At 65.8% G+C, this 17842-nt stretch carries 19 protein-coding genes; 10 read left to right on the forward strand and 9 right to left on the reverse strand.

Annotated features, from left to right (window positions below):
- Positions 1 to 203: 203 nt before the first annotated feature.
- Together EL255_RS01995 and EL255_RS02000 are read left to right on the forward strand one after the other, a co-directional pair.
- The gene (locus EL255_RS01995; RefSeq protein WP_042651951.1) at positions 204 to 458 is read left to right on the forward strand and encodes a DUF2442 domain-containing protein; all 255 of its coding nucleotides are present in this window, start codon (positions 204 to 206) and stop codon (positions 456 to 458) included.
- A gap of 123 nt (positions 459 to 581) precedes the next feature.
- Positions 582 to 2195 (forward strand): alpha-amylase family glycosyl hydrolase, encoded by a 1614-nt coding sequence (locus tag EL255_RS02000; RefSeq protein WP_042651952.1) that lies wholly within the window; start codon positions 582 to 584, stop codon positions 2193 to 2195.
- 64 nt (positions 2196 to 2259) lie between these two features.
- Here EL255_RS02000 and EL255_RS02005 read toward each other — a convergent pair whose 3' ends face one another.
- Together EL255_RS02005 and EL255_RS02010 are read right to left on the reverse strand one after the other, a co-directional pair.
- The gene (locus EL255_RS02005; RefSeq protein WP_042651953.1) at positions 2260 to 2796 is read right to left on the reverse strand and encodes an MgtC/SapB family protein; all 537 of its coding nucleotides are present in this window, start codon (positions 2794 to 2796) and stop codon (positions 2260 to 2262) included.
- A 23-nt stretch (positions 2797 to 2819) separates the two neighbouring features.
- A complete protein-coding gene (locus tag EL255_RS02010) occupies positions 2820 to 4262 on the reverse strand; it encodes a RimK family ATP-grasp domain-containing protein (protein WP_042651954.1) in 1443 nt (480 codons plus the stop codon).
- Between the two features lie 185 nt (positions 4263 to 4447).
- On the opposite strand from EL255_RS02010, the gene EL255_RS02015 reads away from it, so the two are divergent.
- The 3 genes from EL255_RS02015 to EL255_RS02025 are packed head-to-tail and all read left to right on the forward strand — an operon-like array spanning position 4448 to position 5980.
- Positions 4448 to 4921, forward strand: coding sequence for a GNAT family N-acetyltransferase (locus EL255_RS02015; RefSeq protein WP_042651955.1), 474 nt, complete (start codon positions 4448 to 4450; stop codon positions 4919 to 4921).
- 30 nt (positions 4922 to 4951) lie between these two features.
- Entirely contained in the window at positions 4952 to 5191 is a 240-nt protein-coding gene (locus EL255_RS02020; RefSeq protein ID WP_042651956.1) for a DUF3624 family protein, read from the forward strand.
- A 42-nt stretch (positions 5192 to 5233) separates the two neighbouring features.
- Positions 5234 to 5980: an SDR family oxidoreductase gene (locus EL255_RS02025; RefSeq protein WP_042652184.1), complete on the forward strand. Its 747-nt coding sequence runs from the start codon at positions 5234 to 5236 to the stop codon at positions 5978 to 5980.
- Between the two features lie 63 nt (positions 5981 to 6043).
- Here the strand turns inward: EL255_RS02025 and EL255_RS02030 are convergent, their stop codons facing one another.
- Positions 6044 to 7516, reverse strand: a complete 1473-nt coding sequence (locus EL255_RS02030; protein WP_042651957.1) for a C69 family dipeptidase — start codon at positions 7514 to 7516, stop codon at positions 6044 to 6046.
- Positions 7517 to 7920: 404 nt separating this feature from the next.
- Between EL255_RS02030 and EL255_RS02035 the strand changes: the two genes are divergently transcribed.
- Positions 7921 to 8358, forward strand: coding sequence for a hypothetical protein (locus EL255_RS02035; RefSeq protein WP_042651958.1), 438 nt, complete (start codon positions 7921 to 7923; stop codon positions 8356 to 8358).
- 147 nt (positions 8359 to 8505) lie between these two features.
- On the opposite strand, the gene EL255_RS02040 is transcribed toward EL255_RS02035, so the two are convergent.
- On the reverse strand, positions 8506 to 9054 hold the full coding sequence (locus tag EL255_RS02040) for a hypothetical protein (RefSeq protein WP_232018893.1): 549 nt from the start codon (positions 9052 to 9054) through the stop codon (positions 8506 to 8508).
- Between the two features lie 247 nt (positions 9055 to 9301).
- Here EL255_RS02040 and EL255_RS02045 point away from each other — a divergent pair, with 247 nt between their 5' ends.
- Entirely contained in the window at positions 9302 to 10477 is a 1176-nt protein-coding gene (locus EL255_RS02045) for an iron-containing alcohol dehydrogenase (RefSeq protein WP_084228240.1), read from the forward strand.
- Between the two features lie 151 nt (positions 10478 to 10628).
- On the opposite strand, the gene EL255_RS02050 is transcribed toward EL255_RS02045, so the two are convergent.
- The 3 genes from EL255_RS02050 to EL255_RS02060 all read right to left on the reverse strand — a co-directional run bounded on the left by EL255_RS02050 (position 10629) and on the right by EL255_RS02060 (position 12973).
- A complete protein-coding gene (locus EL255_RS02050) occupies positions 10629 to 11255 on the reverse strand; it encodes a glutathione S-transferase family protein (RefSeq protein WP_042651960.1) in 627 nt (208 codons plus the stop codon).
- A 125-nt stretch (positions 11256 to 11380) separates the two neighbouring features.
- Positions 11381 to 12649 carry an O-acetylhomoserine aminocarboxypropyltransferase/cysteine synthase family protein gene (locus EL255_RS02055; protein ID WP_042651961.1) on the reverse strand — a complete coding sequence of 423 codons (1269 nt, stop codon included), beginning with the start codon at positions 12647 to 12649 and terminating at the stop codon, positions 11381 to 11383.
- A gap of 147 nt (positions 12650 to 12796) precedes the next feature.
- Positions 12797 to 12973: a hypothetical protein gene (locus EL255_RS02060; RefSeq protein WP_126623239.1), complete on the reverse strand. Its 177-nt coding sequence runs from the start codon at positions 12971 to 12973 to the stop codon at positions 12797 to 12799.
- A 100-nt stretch (positions 12974 to 13073) separates the two neighbouring features.
- Here EL255_RS02060 and sgrR point away from each other — a divergent pair, with 100 nt between their 5' ends.
- The 3 genes from sgrR to EL255_RS02075 are packed head-to-tail and all read left to right on the forward strand — an operon-like array spanning position 13074 to position 15989.
- Positions 13074 to 14813 carry an HTH-type transcriptional regulator SgrR gene (gene sgrR / locus EL255_RS02065; protein ID WP_042651962.1) on the forward strand — a complete coding sequence of 580 codons (1740 nt, stop codon included), beginning with the start codon at positions 13074 to 13076 and terminating at the stop codon, positions 14811 to 14813.
- Positions 14814 to 14863: 50 nt separating this feature from the next.
- Positions 14864 to 15259, forward strand: a complete 396-nt coding sequence (locus EL255_RS02070) for an acyl-CoA thioesterase (protein ID WP_042651963.1) — start codon at positions 14864 to 14866, stop codon at positions 15257 to 15259.
- Positions 15260 to 15290: 31 nt separating this feature from the next.
- Entirely contained in the window at positions 15291 to 15989 is a 699-nt protein-coding gene (locus tag EL255_RS02075) for a hypothetical protein (protein WP_042651964.1), read from the forward strand.
- Between the two features lie 44 nt (positions 15990 to 16033).
- Here EL255_RS02075 and EL255_RS02080 read toward each other — a convergent pair whose 3' ends face one another.
- Both EL255_RS02080 and EL255_RS02085 read right to left on the reverse strand, forming a co-directional pair.
- Complete coding sequence (locus EL255_RS02080) at positions 16034 to 16786, reverse strand: lipase secretion chaperone (RefSeq protein ID WP_042651965.1); 753 nt, start codon at positions 16784 to 16786, stop codon at positions 16034 to 16036.
- Positions 16783 to 17694, reverse strand: a complete 912-nt coding sequence (locus EL255_RS02085) for a lipase family alpha/beta hydrolase (RefSeq protein WP_042651966.1) — start codon at positions 17692 to 17694, stop codon at positions 16783 to 16785. Before EL255_RS02085 ends, EL255_RS02080 begins: the two co-directional genes overlap by 4 nt.
- Positions 17695 to 17842: the final 148 nt, after the last annotated feature.

Genomic DNA, 17842 nt, shown 5'->3' on the forward strand with positions numbered 1-17842 from the left:
GCAGGGTTATGACAGTGGGGGTGGGGAAAGGTTGCGGCGGGGTGGTGAAAAGCAAGTTATTGATAATATTAATTTTTTAATGAGCAGTTTCGAGAGGGTAAAAAGACAGCATAAACGACTGGGATTAGTGTGATCCCCGCTACAAAGCGGGGAGAAGGGCTTTTCTATAATGGCGCCGAACTCTCTCAATCGGAGCCGAATTCATGCCGGTCTTTCTCGATGTCGAGTATCTGCGGGAGTGGTGCCTGTTCGTGGTGCTCTCGGACGGCACCACTGGGGTGCTGGACCTGACTCCCTGGCGCGAGCAACCGCTGTTTGCCAGTATCCCCTCGGCGCGCCACTGCGCCCGGGTCTTCATCAATCGCCGCCATCAGCTGGAGTGGCCGGGGGGTTGCGTGCTGGCCGCCCAGGAGGTCTATCACCTGATCCAGCCCGTCGACGAGCGCAACCTGCACTGAGCTGACATGCTAACTCGTTGAGCCAGATAACGTTTTCAGTCACATACCCCATGCGTTCCGACCGTTATCATGGTCCCAGATGCGGCGCATCTGCGTCCATGCCACCACAGCGGGAAGATGACAATGAAACAGGGAAAGTTGCGTTATGGCGGTCTGCTCGGGGCCGCCTTGTTATTGTCGGCATGCGGCAGCGGGGGCGGCTCCAGCGCCGAGACCCAGCCGCCGATCGTCAATCCCCCTCCTGCGGCCAGCAGCCGCGCCTGCTATGGGGATGATCAGCCCGCCTGCAACCTGAGGATCTACCAGGTGATGGTGGAGTCATTCGTCGACGGCGATGGCGCCGCCAACTACGGCGTCGGTTACGGTCCCTCCCGGCACAACGGCGATCTGCAGGGCATCATCGCCAGCCTGGATCACATCAAGAGCCTCAACGTCAACGCCATCTGGCTGACCCCGGTGTTCGACTCCTGCGCCGGTCAGGGCGGCGACGACAGGCTGGATGCCACCGGCTACTTCGCCTGCGACTTCTTCAACGTGGATCCAAACTTTGGCAGCAACGCCCAGCTCAAGCAGCTGGTGGATGCGGCGCACCAGCGCGGCCTTTATGTCTTCCTCGACGGGGTGTTCGGCCACGTCAACAAGGTCGGGGTGAGCAAGCCCTCGCCCGAGGGGCGCCTGCCGGCCCTCAAGAGCGGCGGCGTCGGTTATCCGGGCCAGCTGGTGGACTACGGCAAGCCCGAGAGCCTCGCCTACTTCGAGGAGGTGGCGCGTCACTGGGTTGAGCAGTACGGCATCGACGGCTGGCGGCTGGATCAGGCCTACCAGCTCGGGCTGGATGAGTGGCGCGCCATTCGCGCCGAGGTCGAGCAGGCCAGTGCGGCGCGCAAGGCGGCCGGCCAGCAGTGGGGCACGCTCGGCTATATGGTGGGCGAGGTGTGGAAGGGGGCGGACGAGATCCGCACCCAGGCCTATGGCCCGAGCGACAACCCGGCGCTGCCCTCGGCGTTCGACTTCCCGCTGCGCTACGGCCTGATGCAGGCGCTGGCGGTGGAGGAGTCCGGCAAGGGCGGGCAGGGGGCCAGCGTGCTCGACGCCAGCTGGAACAAGGTGGAGAACTACCCGGATCACGCCATGCCGAACCTGATGCTGGGCAACCACGATCTGGTGCGCTTCGGTGATCTGCTGGAGCGCGGCAACTTCGATCCGGCGGACTACTGGCTGCGTCACAAGGCGGCCTTCAGCTTCCTTGCGGCCCGCTCCGGTCCCATCACCCTCTATTACGGTGAGGAGTTCGGCGACGAGGTGCCGGGCTTTGCCCAGCAGGTGAGCGGCGACTGTGCGGCCCAGGGGTTGTGCGACGATCACGTGGCCCGCAGCGACGGCAAGGTGCCGGGTGTCACCGGCTTCGTGCCGGACGGTGAGCAGGCCGAGCTCAAGCAGTGGCTCGCCGAGCTGCTGGCCCTGCGCGCCGCGCATCCCGCCCTCTATCAGGGGGAGCGGGTCAAGCTGGTGGCCGAGGGCAGCGTCTACGGCGACATCAAGCAGACGGCGGCGGAGCAGATCGTCTACCTGCTCAACGTCTCCAGCACCCCCCAGAGCTACAGCCTGCCGGTGGCCAGGCTGCGCGGCGGCAGCGCCCTGGTGGATCTGCAGAGCGGCGAGCGCCTCCCCATCGGTGGCAGCAGCCTGACGGTGGCGCTGCCCCCCTTGAGCGGCCGCTTCTTGCAACTGCAGTAGTGACGGGACAAACATGAAAAAGGGCTCCATCGCGGAGCCCTTTTTGTTGCCGGGCGCAGGGGCATCACTTCTCGATGCCGCTGCCCAGCTCCTCCTGATGGGAGCTGGTCGGGACCCTGCGATCATTGCCGCTGCGCCAGTGCTCGAGCCGGTTGTGCACGCCACGGCGCAGGCTCTTGAAGCTGGTCTCCAGATAGTGGACCCCCACCAGGATCCCCAGAGTCACACCGGTGAGCAGCAGCGCCTGGCGCAGCATTCCCATGCCGATGAGGGCGCCGAGGGCGGCCAGCATCCAGATGGTGGCCGCCGAGGTCACCCCCAGCACCTGACCATCCCGGGTCATCATGACCCCGGCGCCGAGGAAGCCGATGCCGGTGATGAGCTGGCCAAGCACCCGTGCCTGATCCGCGGGCAGCGGGCGGACGGCGGCGCCGATGGCGAGGAAGCAGTAGGTGCCGACCACGATGAGGGAGGAGGTGCGAATGCCGACCGGCTTGCCGTGCAACTGCCGCTCCAGCCCGACCAGGCCGCCACACACCAGACAGGCCAGGATGTTGTCCCAGCCAAGGGGCGCTATGTCCCACCACTGCGTTGTCATCATATCCACCTCTGCCACCCTGCTCGTTATCCTGCCGCGCTCTGCCCCCGGTTCTCCAGTCGTTGCCGGAAGGCCCTGGCCAGGCGCTCGTAGAGATCTTTGGCCTCTCTGTCTTCAATATCGCCACGTATCCAGGGATTGTCGATGATTTCCAGCAGCACGCAGTCGCGACCCTGCTGGCGCAGGTCGACCCCGAACAGGCCGTTGCCGAGCTGATGCACGGCGCGGCGGGCGGTCTGCAGCACCCGCTCCGGCACCTCGGTCAGCGGCAGCGCCTCGATCCGGCTCAGGTCGAGGGGGTGCTTGCGGCGGCGGATGCGGTTGCCCGGCTCCGGCCGGAAGCGGCGGCAGGCGAACAGCGGTGAGCCGTCGAGAAAGCCGATGCGCCAGTCGAACTCGGCGGGGATCCGGCTCTGCACCAGCAGCAGGGCGGAGCGGCCCAGCCCCTCGTCCAGCAGGCGGGCGAGCTGGGTCTCGTCGCTGGCCATGGCCAGATCCCGGCCCTGGGCGCCGTCGGGGACCTTCACCATCAGCGGCAGGCCGAGGCGCTGCACCAGCTCGTCCACCTGGTGGCGGCCGCGGCGGGTCACCACCATGGTCGGCGGCATGGGCACGCCGCTGCGCACCATCAGCTCGTAGAGGTAGAGCTTGTTGCTGCAGGCGAGGATGGCGCGGGAGCTGTCGATCACCGGCATCTTGAGCTGCTCGGCGCGGCGGGCGAACTCGAAGGTGTAGTGGCCGACCGCGGTCTCGGCGCGCAGCCAGAGGGTATCGAACTCCGGCAGCCGCTCGATGGCGGAGGGGGGCAGCAGCTCGGCCTGGATCCCCTGGGCGGCGGCGGCCCGGATGAAGCGCTCGAGCGCCAGGGCATCGCTGCTGGCGCGGCCATCGTTGGGATCCATCAGGATGGCGAGCTGGTAGCGCGGCGCCGCCTGCTCCTCATCCCCGGCACCGACCAGCGCCTGGGCGTGTTGCAGCATCAGCGCCTTCTCGCTCTGGCTCAGTGCCAGCGGCGACAGGCTCTGCTGCTGGCGCACCGACCAGCCGTGGCGGCCGCGCTTGAGGGTCAGCTCCTGCAGCGGCAGCTGGCTCAGGCCGTAGTAGTAGCGGGCCAGCCCCGCCAGCTCGCTCTGCTCGCACTGGCCGAAGATGGCGCGCACCCGGATCCTGTCCTCGCTCTGCCGGGTCAGCCAGCCCTGCAGCTTGCGCCACAGTTTGGCCGGCGGCTGCTGGGGTTGCAGCACGCTGATGGCCTGCAGGCCGGGCAGGCAGTGGTGGCTGCGGGCCTGGGCCAGCAGGGAGCAGTAATAGCCGGCGCTCAGGTGCTCCAGGCTGCGACAGAGGTTGATGATGCGGGGGCGGCCACCGGTGGTGGGCAGGCCGTGTTGCAGGTAGGTGCGGGCGGTCAGCAGATAATCGGCATGGCAGGGCCAGTCGCCCAGCTCCTCGACGATGACATAGGTACTCATATTTTCGGCTCCACAGATCAGACTGCCTGGACGGCAGGATCCCCAGTGGGCTTCGATGCACCGACAAGCACGACAATGGCGCGAGGGGAAACAAGAGGTTACAGTGCCTAATATGCCGCCTTGGTAACTTGTGATACAAGTCGCATTTCTGGTGCTGAGGATAAATAACCGAACAAGGACTCCCCGTGTTGACCCTGCGCGCCGCCCGAACCGATGATTTGGGCGCCATCGTTAAGCTGGAACGCTACTGTTTTCCCCCCGAGGTCGCCTTCGGCCGCAGCCGCTGGCACTATCTGCTCACCCAGGCCAAGGGGCGTACCCTCTTGCTGCTGGACGACAAGGCCCAGCTGATGGGCTATCTCAGCGTGCTGGAGCACAGGGGCTGGGATCGGCTGGTGATCCAGACCCTCGCCATCCGCTGGACGGTGCGCCGCCAGGGCTGGGCCCGCCGCATGCTGGAGCAGGTGATCCAAGAGGGCCGGCAGGCGGGCTGGGGCGCCATCCGGCTCGAGGTCGCCGATGCCAACCCCGAGGCCCAGACCCTCTACCAGAGGCTGGGGTTCCGCCCCCGACTCCGGCTGCCGGATTACTACGGGCCAGGCCTGCACGCGCACCGGCTGGTGCTGCCGCTGGGATCCGGTGAGCAGGGGCTGGCATGAGCCGTGCTGCCTCGGCATCGAGGGGCCGGCATGAGCTGTGACGACTGCCTCGCCACCGCCATCAGGGCCAAGCTCGGGCGCTGCCGGGCCTGCGCCCTCCAGACCCTGGTCATCGGGCTGGCGGGTTGGCTGGCCTGGTGGTGGTTCGGCGCCGATGCCTCGGTCAATGCCCTCACCGGCCTGCTGTTCGCCCTGGGGGGCAGCGGCCTGTTGCTGCTGCACCTGCTGGCCTTCCTCTGGCGCAGGGGCGGTCGCGGGCTGGATGAATGAATTCGTTTTTGTTTCAACAAGATGATAACAATGGAGGTTCAGATGATAGCAATGGTAACGGGCGCCTCGTCCGGTTTCGGGGAGGCGATCAGTCGCCTGCTGGTGAATGCGGGCTACAGGGTGATCGGCACCGGTCGCCGTGCCGAGCGGCTGGCCGCCCTGGCCGGTGAGCTGGGGGATGACTTCCTGCCGCTGGTGTTCGACGTGCAGGACAAGGCCGGGACCCAGGCCGCCATCGACGGCCTGCCGGTCGCCTGGCAAGAGGTGGATCTGCTGGTCAACAACGCCGGTCTGGCGCTCGGGCTGGAGCCCGCCCACAAGGCGGACCTCGAAGACTGGGAGCAGATGATCGCCACCAACATCAGTGGCCTGACCCTGCTCACCCGCTTGCTGCTGCCGGGCATGGTGGTGCGCAACCGCGGCCACGTGGTCAACATCGGCTCCATCGCCGGCACCTACCCCTATCCGGGTGGCAACGTCTACGGCGCCACCAAGGCGTTCGTGAAGCAGTTCAGCCTGAACCTGCGCGCCGATCTGGCGGGCACCGCCATCCGCGTCACCAACGTGGAGCCGGGCCTGTGCGGCGGCACCGAGTTCTCCAACGTGCGCTTCCACGGTGACGATGCCAAGGCGGCCACCGTCTATCAGGGGGTGCAGGCGATCCAGCCGGAAGACATCGCGAGCACAGTGCTCTGGGTCAGCCAGCAGCCCGCCCACGTCAACATCAACAGCATCGAGATCATGCCGGTGGCCCAGACCTTCGGTCCGCTCCAGATCAGCCGCCGCTGATTGCCCCGTTTGACGAAATGAGAAGAGGCACCCCAGGGTGCCTCTTCTGTTTTGACGAGCCGGTCAGAGGCTCATGATCTTCTTGAACTCCGCCTCCGAGTACTTCTTCTCGCTGCGCTTGGTGAGATCCGTCATCAGCTTGTAGCGCAGATCCTTGGCCAGCTGATAGCTCTGCTCCAGCTGACCGTAGGAGTAGTCCGACGCGAGGCGCAGCGCCGTCCCCTTGTCGCTGGCATAGGTCTGCTTGAGCGCCTGGTCGAGCACCGCCACCTCCTTGTAGAGCTTGTCGCTCTGCTTGCCCCAGACGCCGCGCAGCAGCGGCAGGTATTTGTCCGGCTGGGTGCTGGCCAGCGCGGTCAGGCTGCGGAACTGCCAGTAGGCGGAGTCATCGGAGTAGCTGTCGCTGCCGGTGCTATAGGGCAGGGGGTAGCTCTCAAGGGTATTGTAGAGCGGCACCATCACCGACTCGGCCAGCACCCCGTAGCTCTGCCAGATCAGCCCCTGCAGCTCCTTGGGCATCTCCTTGCGCAGCTGGATGATGTGGGATTCCAGCTGGCGATCGATGCGGATCGGCCGATCCGCCTTGCCCTCCAGCGGGGTGCCCTGGTAGGTGGCGCTGAGCAGGCGGGTGACATCCGGCACGGCGATGGGGGCATCGGGCTTCATGAACAGCGGATACTGCGCCTGACGGGTGGGCTGCTGGTGGGAGGCGGTCAGCAGTTGCTGGCCGAGCCACTCCCTGTCCACGTTGTAGGGGTCGGCGATGACCCCGAACGCCTTGGCGAAGTTGAAATCGCTCGGATCTGCCTTGTCGAGCAGCTTGTGCTCTCGCACGAACTCCAGCAGCCTGGGGGAGTGGAGCACATCCGGGCTATCGAGATTGACGCCGTGGATGCGCAGGCCGTTGGCCACCATGGCGTAGCTGTCGTCCGGCACCCGCACCGCGATCCAGTGGTGGCCCGAGCCTATCTCCATCAGCCAGGCCTCGTTCACATCCGCCAGATAGAGGCTGTTACCCTCGCCGGCGCCATGGGTCTCCACGTAGTGGCCGAGCAGTTCTACCCCCTCCTTCGCCGTCCTGGCCTGGGGCAGGATCAGGCTGGGGATGATGGCCTCGATGACCCCCTTCTCGATCAGTGGATCGGCCTTCTGCGCCCGCTCGTTGACCTCGGCGCTGGTGGTGGCCGAGAGGGCGACGTTGAACTCGTTGATGCCACGCTCCTCGTAATACTTGCCGGCCGGATCGCTGGTGGCGGCATCCCAGTCGCGGATGGCGGAGTAGGCGAGGAAGGCCTTGGGCATGGGCACCTCCAGGCCATTGCCCAGTCTCCAGCGTTTGCCTTCGTTCTGCTGGGCGGAGCGGAAGACCAGGTACTTGTTCCAGTTGTTGACGCCAAAGTCCTCATTTCTGGCGATCATGATGCTGCCATCCGCGCTGGCGCCCTTGCCGACGATGAGGCCGGTACAGGCGTCGGCGCTGGTGCCCAGCAGGCCGATCAGGGTGGCGGAGAGGAGACTCAAGGTATGTATTTTCATGAGGTTGCCCGAACGTTGAGGTGAGTGAGAGTCAGGCGAGGGATGAGATGCGGGTTGCCACAGGCCGGATGCGGCAAGGGGAAGATGCCGGTGAATTGGTCTGCATATTATTGGTTTTGCAAACATATCATCCACAATACGGCGTCCTGACTGTATTGTGCGCCGGCATGGTATGCCTCTGTGGTTGTTTATTTTGTGATCGCGTGTTCATTATTGATCTTTGTATGGCCAGCACTGACCCTATTGGTGACATCTGTTGAGATGGCCGCCTGCGGCAGCAGATCGGTGATGGGGATACTGCTATCCGGGTGGGGAGGGCAAGTTGGCCTGTAACTTGCTCACCTTGTCGGTCATGACGGGGATCCCTCCCCGCACGCCGGATCGGCAGACAGCTTGGAGCCTTCATGGATATCAAACCTTATGGTCAGCAACTCGCCCAGAGTGCGTCCCACAACCGCGCCCTGGCCACCCTAGGCGCAGACGACGGCCCGCAGGGCGGCGGCTGGGAGCAGCAGGTCAGCCTCTCCAGTCAGCGGCTGACCGGCAAGGCACAGCAGGTGCTGACCTACGAGCACCTGGCCAAGAGTGGCAAGGGTTCCTCCCCGACGGGGGGCGTCAACAACCTGGGGATGCAGCAGCTGGTGGACAAGGCGCTCGGCTTCGATCGCAAGAAATTTGACGATCTCGAGAGCCAGCTCAAGGGGGTGGCCGACAACCAGCAGCTGTCGAGCGAGCAGCGCGAACAGCAGACCAAGGCGCTGACCGAGCAGCGTGACGCCATGCTCAAGGCGGCCATGGATCGCCTCAGCGGCAAGCAGACGGGCGAGAAGCAGAGCGCATAAGCCGCGGCTCATGGCTCAAACGGCAATCTTTGGTGGCGGGGGGCAAGCGCTTGCCCGGCGGCGATCAGGGTATGGACGCCGATCGCCCTGCATGAAGAAGGGAGGGCCTGGGCCCTCCCTGTGCATGAGTGAAGGGGATGTGAGCGGTTATTTCGTCTGCGGCTCGATCCCGATGCCGACGGCCGTGGTCTGGACGGCCTTGATCTGGTCACCCTTGGCAATCAGGGCGAACTGCGCCGGATCATTCACCCTGAGGGTGAGGGTCTTGTCCACGCCCTTGACCTTGATGGTCTGCTGCTGCTTGTCGAGATCGATGACGTCGGCATAGATGGTGACCTGCATGCCAGCGCCGGCGGCCGGTTTCTGCCCCGCAGCGGCCTTGCCTCCCTCGGTCTCCACCACGCGTTTTCTCACCCCGGCGGTGCCCTTGAGCAGCTCCAGATCCAGCAGTTGCAGGTATCTGAGCGCGACCTCGTCACCCACCTTGACGTTCTTGAGATTGGTCACCTCGTCACCGGCGACCAGATCGAAGCTCTCACCCTCGGTATTCTTCAGGCTGACCTTGCGGGTCGCCATGTCGATGGCGGTCACCGTGGCCTTGGCTGTCACCTCTTCCGCCAGCTGGGCCTGGCCTGGGGTGATCGCCACGTTGGTGATGACCTCGGCGGCCTGTGTAGCGGATGCGAGTGCAAACAAACCAGCAATCCATGCGTGTTTCAGTTTCATGATTGAGACCCTATGGCTAGAAAACGGAACCCCGTGAGAGGCGCCCGATGGCGAAACGGCGGTGGCGCCATGACGATGGGAGGGGCTATGGCCCTGCCCGGTGACCACCATAGCAGAGTCACAGCTGAGTACCTATGCCGGCAACAACCGCCTCCCCATTTTGGTAACAAGCTCCCGTTTTTGACCTCGCGGGAGTGCGGGCGCACAATTCCCCTGCATGCATTCAACCGAGGGCTCTGCCGTGTACAACTTCCAATATGCCAACCCCACCCGCATCTGCTTCGGCGCGGGCCAGATCGCCAGCCTGTCCGAGCTGATACCGAGCGGCAGCCGCCTGCTGGTGCTCTATGGCGGTGGCAGCATCAAGCAGAACGGGGTCTATGAGCAGCTGACCGAGGCGCTGGCGGGGCGGGAGTGGCTGGAGTTTCCCGGTATAGGTGCCAACCCCAGATACGATCAGCTGATGGAGGCGGTGGCGCTGGTGAAACGCGAGCGCATCGACTTCCTGCTGGCGGTCGGGGGTGGCTCAGTGGTGGATGGCACCAAGTTCGTGGCCGCCGCCGCCTGCTTCGAGGGGGAGGATCCCTGGGACATACTGCAGCACAAGGCACCGATCAAGGCGGCGCTGCCGCTCGGCTGCGTGCTGACCCTGCCCGCCACCGGCTCGGAGAGCAACCCCGCCGCCGTGGTGAGCCGGGGGGAGGCCAAGCTCTCCTTCTACAATCCGCTGGTGCTGCCGCAGTTTGCGGTGCTGGATCCCACCACCACCTACAGCCTGCCGGTGCGCCAGGTCGGCAACGGGGTGGTGGATGCCTTCGTGCACATCATAGAGCAGTACCTCACCTTCCCGGTGGGGGGCGAGGTGCAGGATCGGCTGGCGGAGGGACTGTTGCAGGTGCTGGTGGATAACGGCCCCAAGGCGCTGAGCGATCCCACCGACTATCAGGTGCGGGCCAATCTGATGTGGGCCGCCAGCCTGGCGCTCAACGGCCTCATCGGTCGCGGCGTGCCCCAGGACTGGGCCACCCATGCCATCGGCCATCAGCTCACCGCCCTGCACGGGCTGGATCATGCCCAGAGTCTGGCGGTGGTGCTGCCCTCCCTGCTGCGCGCGCAGGCCGCCCAGAAGCAGGAGAAGCTGGCCCAGTTTGCCGAGCGGGTCTGGCACTCCAGCCGGGAGGACAAGGCGCTGCGCATCGAGGAGGCGATCATCCGCACCGAGCAGTTCTTCCAGCAGATGGGGGTGGGCACCCGCCTCGCCGACTATGGCCTGGACGAGCGCTGCATCCCGGCCATCTGCTCCAACCTGAAGCGCTTCGGCCTGACTGCGCTCGGGGAGCAGCAGGACATAGATCCGGACAAGGTGGCGCGGATCCTCTCCCACGCCCGCTGAGTTCATGGCGGCCTGAGGAGGATCCGGGCCGGCTGGCCAGGATCCTCCCTCAGACCTGTGGATCCTCGGATCGAGCCCGAGCCAGAGCCAAAAAAACGCCCCGTTGATCGGGGCGTTTTGCATCCTGTGGTGAGGGGCCGTGGGCCGTGGCTCAGGCGCCCTGATCCAGCTCGCGCTCCAGCGCCGCCGCCTTCTGTCGGGCCGGGTGGTCGTTGAGCCGCTGCCAGTAGGCCTGCAGGTGCGGGAACTGGGCCAGCTGCCTGCTCTGGGCCAGCAGATCCACCAGGAAGGAGTTCATGATGTCGGCGCCGGAGAGGCGATCCCCCACCAGATAGCGGCGAGTGCTCAAGACCGCATTTAGATAACCCAGCACCTTGGCGCACTCCGCCTTGGCATAGCCCGGCAGGAAGCGCATCGGGCTGCCGTCCTTGCGCACGAACATGTCGAGCAGCAGCGGCAATATGCCGGAGCTCTCGGCAAAGTGCAGCCACTGCAGGTACTCGGCGTACTCGGGGCTCTCCTGGGCTGGGGCCAGTTGCCCGGCGCCGTGGCGGGCAATCAGGTACTCGGTGATGGCGCCCGATTCCGCCAGTACCCGGCCCTCCAGCTCGATGACCGGCGACTTGCCGAGGGGATGGATGGCCCTGAGCTCGGGCGGCGCCAGGAAGGTGGCGGCATCGCGCTGGTAGGCCTTGATCTCGTAAGGCAGCCCCAGCTCCTCGAGCAGCCAGATGATGCGTTGGGAGCGGGACTTGTTCAGGTGGTGCAGGACAATCATAAGAACCTCGATTCGATGGCAGGAGGCAGTCATACGCGCCGGCGAGCCGGTCGGTTCACTCCGCCGTGCAAAAAGGCAAAAAAACGGAGGGCGGGCGCCAGGCTCGCCCTCCGGGCTCGGTCGACTCAGGCCGCCAGCGCCTGATCCAGATCCGCCAGTATGTCCTCTATGGCCTCTATCCCCACCGACAGCCGGATCATCTCCGGTTTGACCCCCGCCTTGGCCCGCTCTTCCTCGTTCAGCTGGCGATGGGTGGTGGAGGCCGGGTGACAGGCCAGGGACTTGGCGTCGCCGATGTTGACCAGCCGCTTGAAGATCTTCAGCGCATCGTAGAAGCGGATGCCGGCCTCGTAACCCTCCTTCAGGCCGAACGAGAGGATGGCCGAGGGGCGGCCACCCATGTACTTCTCCGCCAGCGGATAGTGGGGATGGCCCGGCAGGCCGGCGTAGCTGACCCAGGCCACCTTGGGGTGATGCTTGAGGTGGTGGGCGACCCGCAGGGCGTTGTCCACGTGGCGCTCCATGCGCAGGCTCAGGGTCTCCAGCCCCTGCAGCAGCAGGAAGGCGTTCATGGGGGCCAGCGCCGCCCCTGTGTTGCGCAGGGGCACGGTGCGCACACGGCCGATGAAGGCCGCCGGCCCGAAGGCTTGTGTGTAGACCACGCCATGATAGGAGGGCTCGGGCTGGGTGAGCTGGGGGAAGCGCGCGGCGTGATCCGCCCAGGGGAACTTGCCCGAGTCGACGATGACCCCGCCGAGGGAGTTGCCGTGGCCGCCCACGTACTTGGTGAGGCTGTGCACCACTATGTCGGCGCCGTGCTCGATGGGCTTGCACAGCACAGGGGTGGCGACCGTGTTGTCGACGATGAGCGGCACCCCGCGGGCATGGGCCACCTTGGCGAAGGCGACGAGATCGACGATGTTGCCCGCCGGGTTGCCGATGCTCTCGCAGTAGACCGCCTTGGTCCTGTCGTCGATGAGGGCGGCGATGGCCTCGGCGCTGTCATCCGCGGCGAAGCGCACCTCGACCCCGAAGCTCGGCAGCATGTGGGCGAACAGGGTATAGGTGCCGCCATAGAGCTGGGGGGTGGAGACGATGTTGTCACCGGCGGCGGTCAGCGCCTGGATGGCGTAGGTGATGGCGGCGGAACCCGCCGAGACCACCAGCCCGGCTATGCCCCCCTCCAGCGCGGCCATCCGTTGTTCCAGCACGTCGTTGGTGGGGTTCATGATGCGGGTGTAGATGTTGCCGGGCACCGCCAGGTTGAACAGATCCGCCCCGTGCTGGGCGCTGTCGAACTCGTAGGCCACGGTCTGGTAGATGGGCACGGCCACCGCCTTGGTGGTGGGATCGTGGGAAAAGCCGTGGTGCAGGGCCAGGGTCGCATCTTTCATCACACACTCCTTGTTGGATGTCGCTCGTCGCGGTCTCGGATGGATAGATGTCCAATCTAACAGGCCCTGATGCGATGTAAACCGCCAGATCCGGCAAAGCAATTGCGGTGGCCTTGCCGGCCTCCTGCTCGCCTGGCCGGGTCCGCCTCAGAGGCGGCGGCGATACTCCTTGTCGTCGATCTGGTTCATGTCCCACTGCATCAAGCGGTTGAGCTGGGTCATGGGATCCTCCACCAGCGACAGCGGGCGGGGCAGGATCCGCCGGAAGTAGCGGCGCAGGCTTTGTTGGATCCGGATCGGGGTGGGGGCGGTTTGTTGGCTCATGATGGTGCTCCTGTGCTGTGGCTCTCATGTTCGGCAACAGTATTGAGCTAAAATGCGGAAGTAAAAACTGACGACTTCTCTATCAAGGATTTCCTCTTTTATGCCCACCAGTCGCCTCCATCAGCAATTTCAACGACTCGCCCAGCAGATCGGCAACGAGGAGCGGGAGATCAGCCTCGCCGAGGTCGCCGAGCTGCTGTGCTGCACCCCGCGCAACGCCCGCCTGCTGCTGCGGCGCATGCAGGATCAGGGCTGGCTCAGCTGGTCGGCCGAGGCGGGGCGGGGACGCCGCTCCCGGCTGCTGCTGCTCGACAGCCAGGAGAGCCTGATCCGGCGCCGGCTGCGGGCGCTGCTGAGCCAGGGCCAGCTCGCTCAGGCGGTGCGGCTGGCGGAGGATCGGCTGGATCTGCTCACCCCGCTGCTGATCGAGCAGCTCGGCCAGGCCACCCGGGAGGGGCGCCAGATCCTGCGGGTGCCCTACTACCGTCCGCTGCCCATGCTGCTGCCCACGGATCCGCTGCGCCGCTCCGAAATCCACCTGAGCCGGCAGATCTTCAACGGCCTCACCCGACGAAATGAGGAAAATGGGGAAATCGAGGGGGATCTGGCCCACCACTGGGAACGGCTAAGCTCCTGCCACTGGCGCTTCTACCTGCGGCCGGCGGTGCGCTTCCACCACGGTCGCGAGCTGGGGGTGGAGGATGTGATGGAGAGCCTGCTGGCGTTGCGGGAGCGGCCGCTGTTCGCCCACCTGCTCCGGCTGGAGAGCCCCTGGCCGCGCACCCTGGATCTGCACCTGGACAGCCCGGATCCCTGGCTGCCCCATCTGCTGGCCGAGCCGGTGGCGGCCATACTGCCGCGAGAGCTCAAGGGGGAGCCGGGTTTCGCCCTGCAGCCGGTGGGCACGGGCCCCTACCGGGTGACCGCCAACGATCCCCTGCAACTGTGCCTGGGCGCCTTCGACGATTACTTCGGCCTGCGGGCCCTGCTCGACGAGATCGACATCTGGATGCTGCCGGAGCTGGCGGAGCGGCTGGAGAGCCACCTGCAGCTCGGCCACGACAGCCCTGAGCTCGGCACCATGCGCGGCGAGTCGGAGCTGGAGTCCGGTTGCTACTTCCTGCTGCAGGACGACAGATCCCGGCCCTTGCAGGATCCGGCCCTGCGCCAGTGGCTGACCAACCTGCTCAACCCCATCGCCCTGATGGCGCGGGTCGCCCCCGAGCTGCAACGGGGCTGGACCAGCGCCCTCGGCCTGCTGCCGCACTGGCGTGAGGCCCTGCCGGCGCCGCTGCCTAGCCCCGCGCTGTTGCCGGAGCGGCTGGTGCTGGCCTGCTTCAACCAGCATCTGGAGTTCAACGAGTGCGCCGGTGCCATGGCCAGCCTGCTGGCAGAGCAGGGCATCCGGCTGGAGGTGCGCTCCTTGGATTACGACCGCTGGGTGAGCGGGGAGGATGAGGACGTGGATCTCTGGCTCGGCACCCTCAATCTGGAGCACGAGCAGGCGTTTGCCCCCTATGCCTGGTTGCTGGGCACGCCGCTGCTGCAGCGGGTATGGGGTCGCCAGCCGGGGTTGTGGCAGGGATTGACGCAGTGGCGTGCCAGCGGCACCGAGCCGGGGCCGCGCGCCCTGCTGGCACAAGTGCAACGCCAGGGCTGGTTCGTGCCGCTGTTCCATCACTGGCTGGAGCTGGAGAGCCGGGTCGGGGTGCACGGGGTGCGCATGACGGCGCTCGGCTGGTTCGATTTTCGCAGTGCCTGGCTAAAACCCGTACAGGGGGGAGCGGCGGAGGAAACCGGAGCCGGCTCCCACCCGGATGCAGGGACGCTTGAGTCGTGAGGGCGACCGCGCTAGCCTGTGCGCGGTCCAACGACAAGGAGTCGATATCCATGCTGGAAATGCAGATCCAACCCCGTTTTCAAGAAACCGATGCCCTCGGCCACATCAACAACACTGTGCCGGCGGTCTGGTTCGAGTCGGCCAGGGATCCCCTGTTCCGTCTCTTCTCCCCCGAACTGGATGTGCATGACTGGCATCTGATCATCGCGGGCTATGCGGTGCAGTTCAAACGGGAGCTGTTTTACGGTCAGCAGGTATCGATCAAGACCGGAGTGCGCCGCATCGGCACCAGCTCCTTCACGGCCTGGCAGGAGGCCTGGCAGGGCGGCGAGCTGGCCGTCACCGCCGAGACGACCCTGATCCATTTTGACTACCGGACCCGCCAATCCCGTCCCCTGAGTGAGACGCACCGGGAGGGGCTGCGGGCCTGGTTGGTAGAGAGTTAATCCTGGCCCGCGGGCCCATCACAGGACACTTATGCGCAATACCCTGATCGCTCTGACCCTGGGACTCTGTTCCCTACCTTCGTTGGCCGCCACCCTGGCCGAGCAGTTTACCCTGATGGAGCAGGGGGCACAGAGTGCCCTCGACACCCGCCAGTTCAGTCATGACGGGGTGGATATCAAGGCCTGGATCGACGGCGCCCCCGTCATCATCGCCGTGCCCATCATGAACGAGCAGGGCAAGCTGGAGGGCGAGAGCCGCTACTACTTCAAGGGGGGCAAGCTGTTCGGGGTGAAGGAGCCGGCCGCCCAGTTCGCCTTCGATGACCAGGGTTCCCTCACCCAGTGGCTGGATGACAAGGGCCAGCCGGCCGAGTTTGTCAGCAAGATGAGCATGCAGCAGCGCGAGGCCTGGCTCACCAAGCGGGCCGCCGAGCTGAGCCAGCTGTTTGCCGTCAGTCCGATGGAGCAGCAGGCCGCCAAGGGCACCAAGCTGAAGGGCAAGGAGCTGAGCCAGTGGCTGTGCAACGGCAAGCTGATGGTGCTGGCCAAGGGTGACAAGGTGATCGCCGAGCCGGAGAAGATCAAGTTGAGCGAGCGTGGCATGGAGGGGGAGGTCTCCCTGCGCCAGGACAAGGGCTGGCAGGATCTCTGCTTCAAGTGCGAGGTGCAGGGCACGCAGGTGACCCGCCTCACCTGGCAGCCCATGCCGGGGGCCAACAAGCCGCTATAACGGTATCGAGGATAGACGAGGGGGCCAGCAGGCCCCCTCATCATTTATGGCTGCTCCCCGAGCCGCAGCCGGGTCAGCGCCTCGACTCGTCGCCACTGCTCAGGCTGAAACCAGCGCGCCAGGAGCGCCTGCTGCTGCTCGGCCCGCTCGAAGGGGGGCAGGGGCTCTAGCTCGGCCAGATAGCCCGTCAGCTGCTGCTCAAACCCTTGCTGGTTCTGCGCCAGCTGGTGCAGGCGATCCACCGCCTCCGGCCCCAGCTGCTCCAGCAGCGCGGCGTCGCGCTCGGCGGGCGCCAGCCGATCCAGGCTCTGCAGCTCGCCGAGCAGGCGGCCGTTGGTCTCGGCCTCCCGAAACCACTGGGGCTGCTCCGCCAGCCAGAGCTCCAGCTCGGTGGCCAGCCCCTGTCTGTCTGCCTCGTTCGCCTCCGCCAGCGCCTTGCGGCGCAGGGTCCACTGCTCCATCAGCCGATCCTCGGCGAACAGTTGCTCCTGCTCGGCCGGGGTGAAGCGTTGCCGGCGCAGCTGCTCGCGCTGGTCGAACAGCAGCTGCAGGCTGGCGAGGCCAGGATCCGTCGGCACCCTCAGGCTGCCCTCCGCCGCCAGGAAGGCCCGATAGCGGGCCAGCAGCGGATCCTGCTCGTCCGCCTCGCCCTGCTCCAGGCGCTGGGCCAGTTGATGGCGCAGCGCACCCTGCTCGGGGGCCGCATCCAGGGAGGGCTCCGCACTGGGGCAGATCGCCAGCACTCCCAGCAGCAGGGCCGGGCACAGCAGCGCCAGTATCAGCACGCTCCTGTTCATAGCCCCAGCCCCTGCAAGCGATTGGCGTGCTGGCGATAGAGGGTCAGGGGATCGGTGTCAAACAGATGGTGGATACCGAAGGACTGGTTCACCTCGTCAAGGTGGTTCATCCGGTAGCCGGTGCCTATCACCTTGCCGAGGTGGCTGCTGCACACCCCGACCAGGCCGTCGTTGGGCTCCTTGAAGAAGGTGCCGGTCAGCGCCAGCGCCGGATCCACCGGATCCAGGATGTTGGTCATGTTTCCGCGCCCGCTCCAGGAGAAGTAATAGACGCCGTTGGCGGCTTGCAGCGGTCCCTCGCCACAGTAGCGGCTGGGCAGCCCTTCCGGGTAGTGCTGGTTGAAGCGCTGGGCGCCGGCGCTGGTCAGGGCATCGAGGGAGGCGAGGGGGTCCTGCGGCAGATCGCTGCCACCGGAGAGCAGGGAGATGACGCCGGAGAGCGCCGAAGCCGCCGCCACCGCCAGCCGCTCGGTCACAGAGCCGGGTTTGACGTTGGCGCGCACCAGATCTGCTATCTCTGAGCCCTGGTTGACCCCGCCCACGCTGGTGGCGGAGGCGACCAGTTCGGGGGCGACCGAGGCCACGTAGCGAATGGTGGGGCCGCCGTGGGAGTGACCTATGAGGTTCACCTTCTCGGCCCCGGTGATGGCGAGCACCTGCTGCACCTGCTTGAGCAGCTGTTCACCGCGCAGTTCGGAACTCTGGGTGGCGGAGACCTGGGCCACGTAGACGCGGGCGCCGTCCCGGGTCAGGGCCTGGGGGATGCCGTAGAAGTAATCGACCCCGAGCAACTTGTCGAAGCCAAACAGCCCGTGCACCAGCACTATGGGGTAACGGGTCTGGGTATAACCTGCCGCCTGGCCCAGCATGGGCAGGGCGCACAGCAGCACCAATAGCCATCTCTTCATCTTCATCATCCTTGTGAAAACGGGCTGCCTATCCGGCAGCCACCGGCCTCATGCCAGTCCTATGAGCATGGTAGCCACACTCGAATCTATCTGTGGAAGGGATCACTAAACCGGGTATTACGGAAAAACCCTACCCATATGGGCAGAG

Source organism: Aeromonas encheleia (assembly GCF_900637545.1).
Lineage (GTDB): Bacteria > Pseudomonadota > Gammaproteobacteria > Enterobacterales > Aeromonadaceae > Aeromonas > Aeromonas encheleia.

What these genes read in the sequence shown, in the direction of transcription:
- EL255_RS01995 (WP_042651951.1), top strand. Translation starts at nt 204, where the DNA reads ATGCCGGTCTTTCTCGATGTCGAGTATCTGCGGGAGTGGTGCCTGTTC.
- EL255_RS02000 (WP_042651952.1), top strand. Translation starts at nt 582, where the DNA reads ATGAAACAGGGAAAGTTGCGTTATGGCGGTCTGCTCGGGGCCGCCTTG.
- EL255_RS02005 (WP_042651953.1), bottom strand. Translation starts at nt 2,796, where the DNA reads ATGATGACAACGCAGTGGTGGGACATAGCGCCCCTTGGCTGGGACAAC.
- EL255_RS02010 (WP_042651954.1), bottom strand. Translation starts at nt 4,262, where the DNA reads ATGAGTACCTATGTCATCGTCGAGGAGCTGGGCGACTGGCCCTGCCAT.
- EL255_RS02020 (WP_042651956.1), top strand. Translation starts at nt 4,952, where the DNA reads ATGAGCTGTGACGACTGCCTCGCCACCGCCATCAGGGCCAAGCTCGGG.
- EL255_RS02025 (WP_042652184.1), top strand. Translation starts at nt 5,234, where the DNA reads ATGATAGCAATGGTAACGGGCGCCTCGTCCGGTTTCGGGGAGGCGATC.
- EL255_RS02030 (WP_042651957.1), bottom strand. Translation starts at nt 7,516, where the DNA reads ATGAAAATACATACCTTGAGTCTCCTCTCCGCCACCCTGATCGGCCTG.
- EL255_RS02035 (WP_042651958.1), top strand. Translation starts at nt 7,921, where the DNA reads ATGGATATCAAACCTTATGGTCAGCAACTCGCCCAGAGTGCGTCCCAC.
- EL255_RS02045 (WP_084228240.1), top strand. Translation starts at nt 9,302, where the DNA reads ATGCATTCAACCGAGGGCTCTGCCGTGTACAACTTCCAATATGCCAAC.
- EL255_RS02050 (WP_042651960.1), bottom strand. Translation starts at nt 11,255, where the DNA reads ATGATTGTCCTGCACCACCTGAACAAGTCCCGCTCCCAACGCATCATC.
- EL255_RS02055 (WP_042651961.1), bottom strand. Translation starts at nt 12,649, where the DNA reads ATGAAAGATGCGACCCTGGCCCTGCACCACGGCTTTTCCCACGATCCC.
- EL255_RS02060 (WP_126623239.1), bottom strand. Translation starts at nt 12,973, where the DNA reads ATGAGCCAACAAACCGCCCCCACCCCGATCCGGATCCAACAAAGCCTG.
- sgrR (WP_042651962.1), top strand. Translation starts at nt 13,074, where the DNA reads ATGCCCACCAGTCGCCTCCATCAGCAATTTCAACGACTCGCCCAGCAG.
- EL255_RS02070 (WP_042651963.1), top strand. Translation starts at nt 14,864, where the DNA reads ATGCTGGAAATGCAGATCCAACCCCGTTTTCAAGAAACCGATGCCCTC.
- EL255_RS02075 (WP_042651964.1), top strand. Translation starts at nt 15,291, where the DNA reads ATGCGCAATACCCTGATCGCTCTGACCCTGGGACTCTGTTCCCTACCT.
- EL255_RS02080 (WP_042651965.1), bottom strand. Translation starts at nt 16,786, where the DNA reads ATGAACAGGAGCGTGCTGATACTGGCGCTGCTGTGCCCGGCCCTGCTG.
- EL255_RS02085 (WP_042651966.1), bottom strand. Translation starts at nt 17,694, where the DNA reads ATGAAGAGATGGCTATTGGTGCTGCTGTGCGCCCTGCCCATGCTGGGC.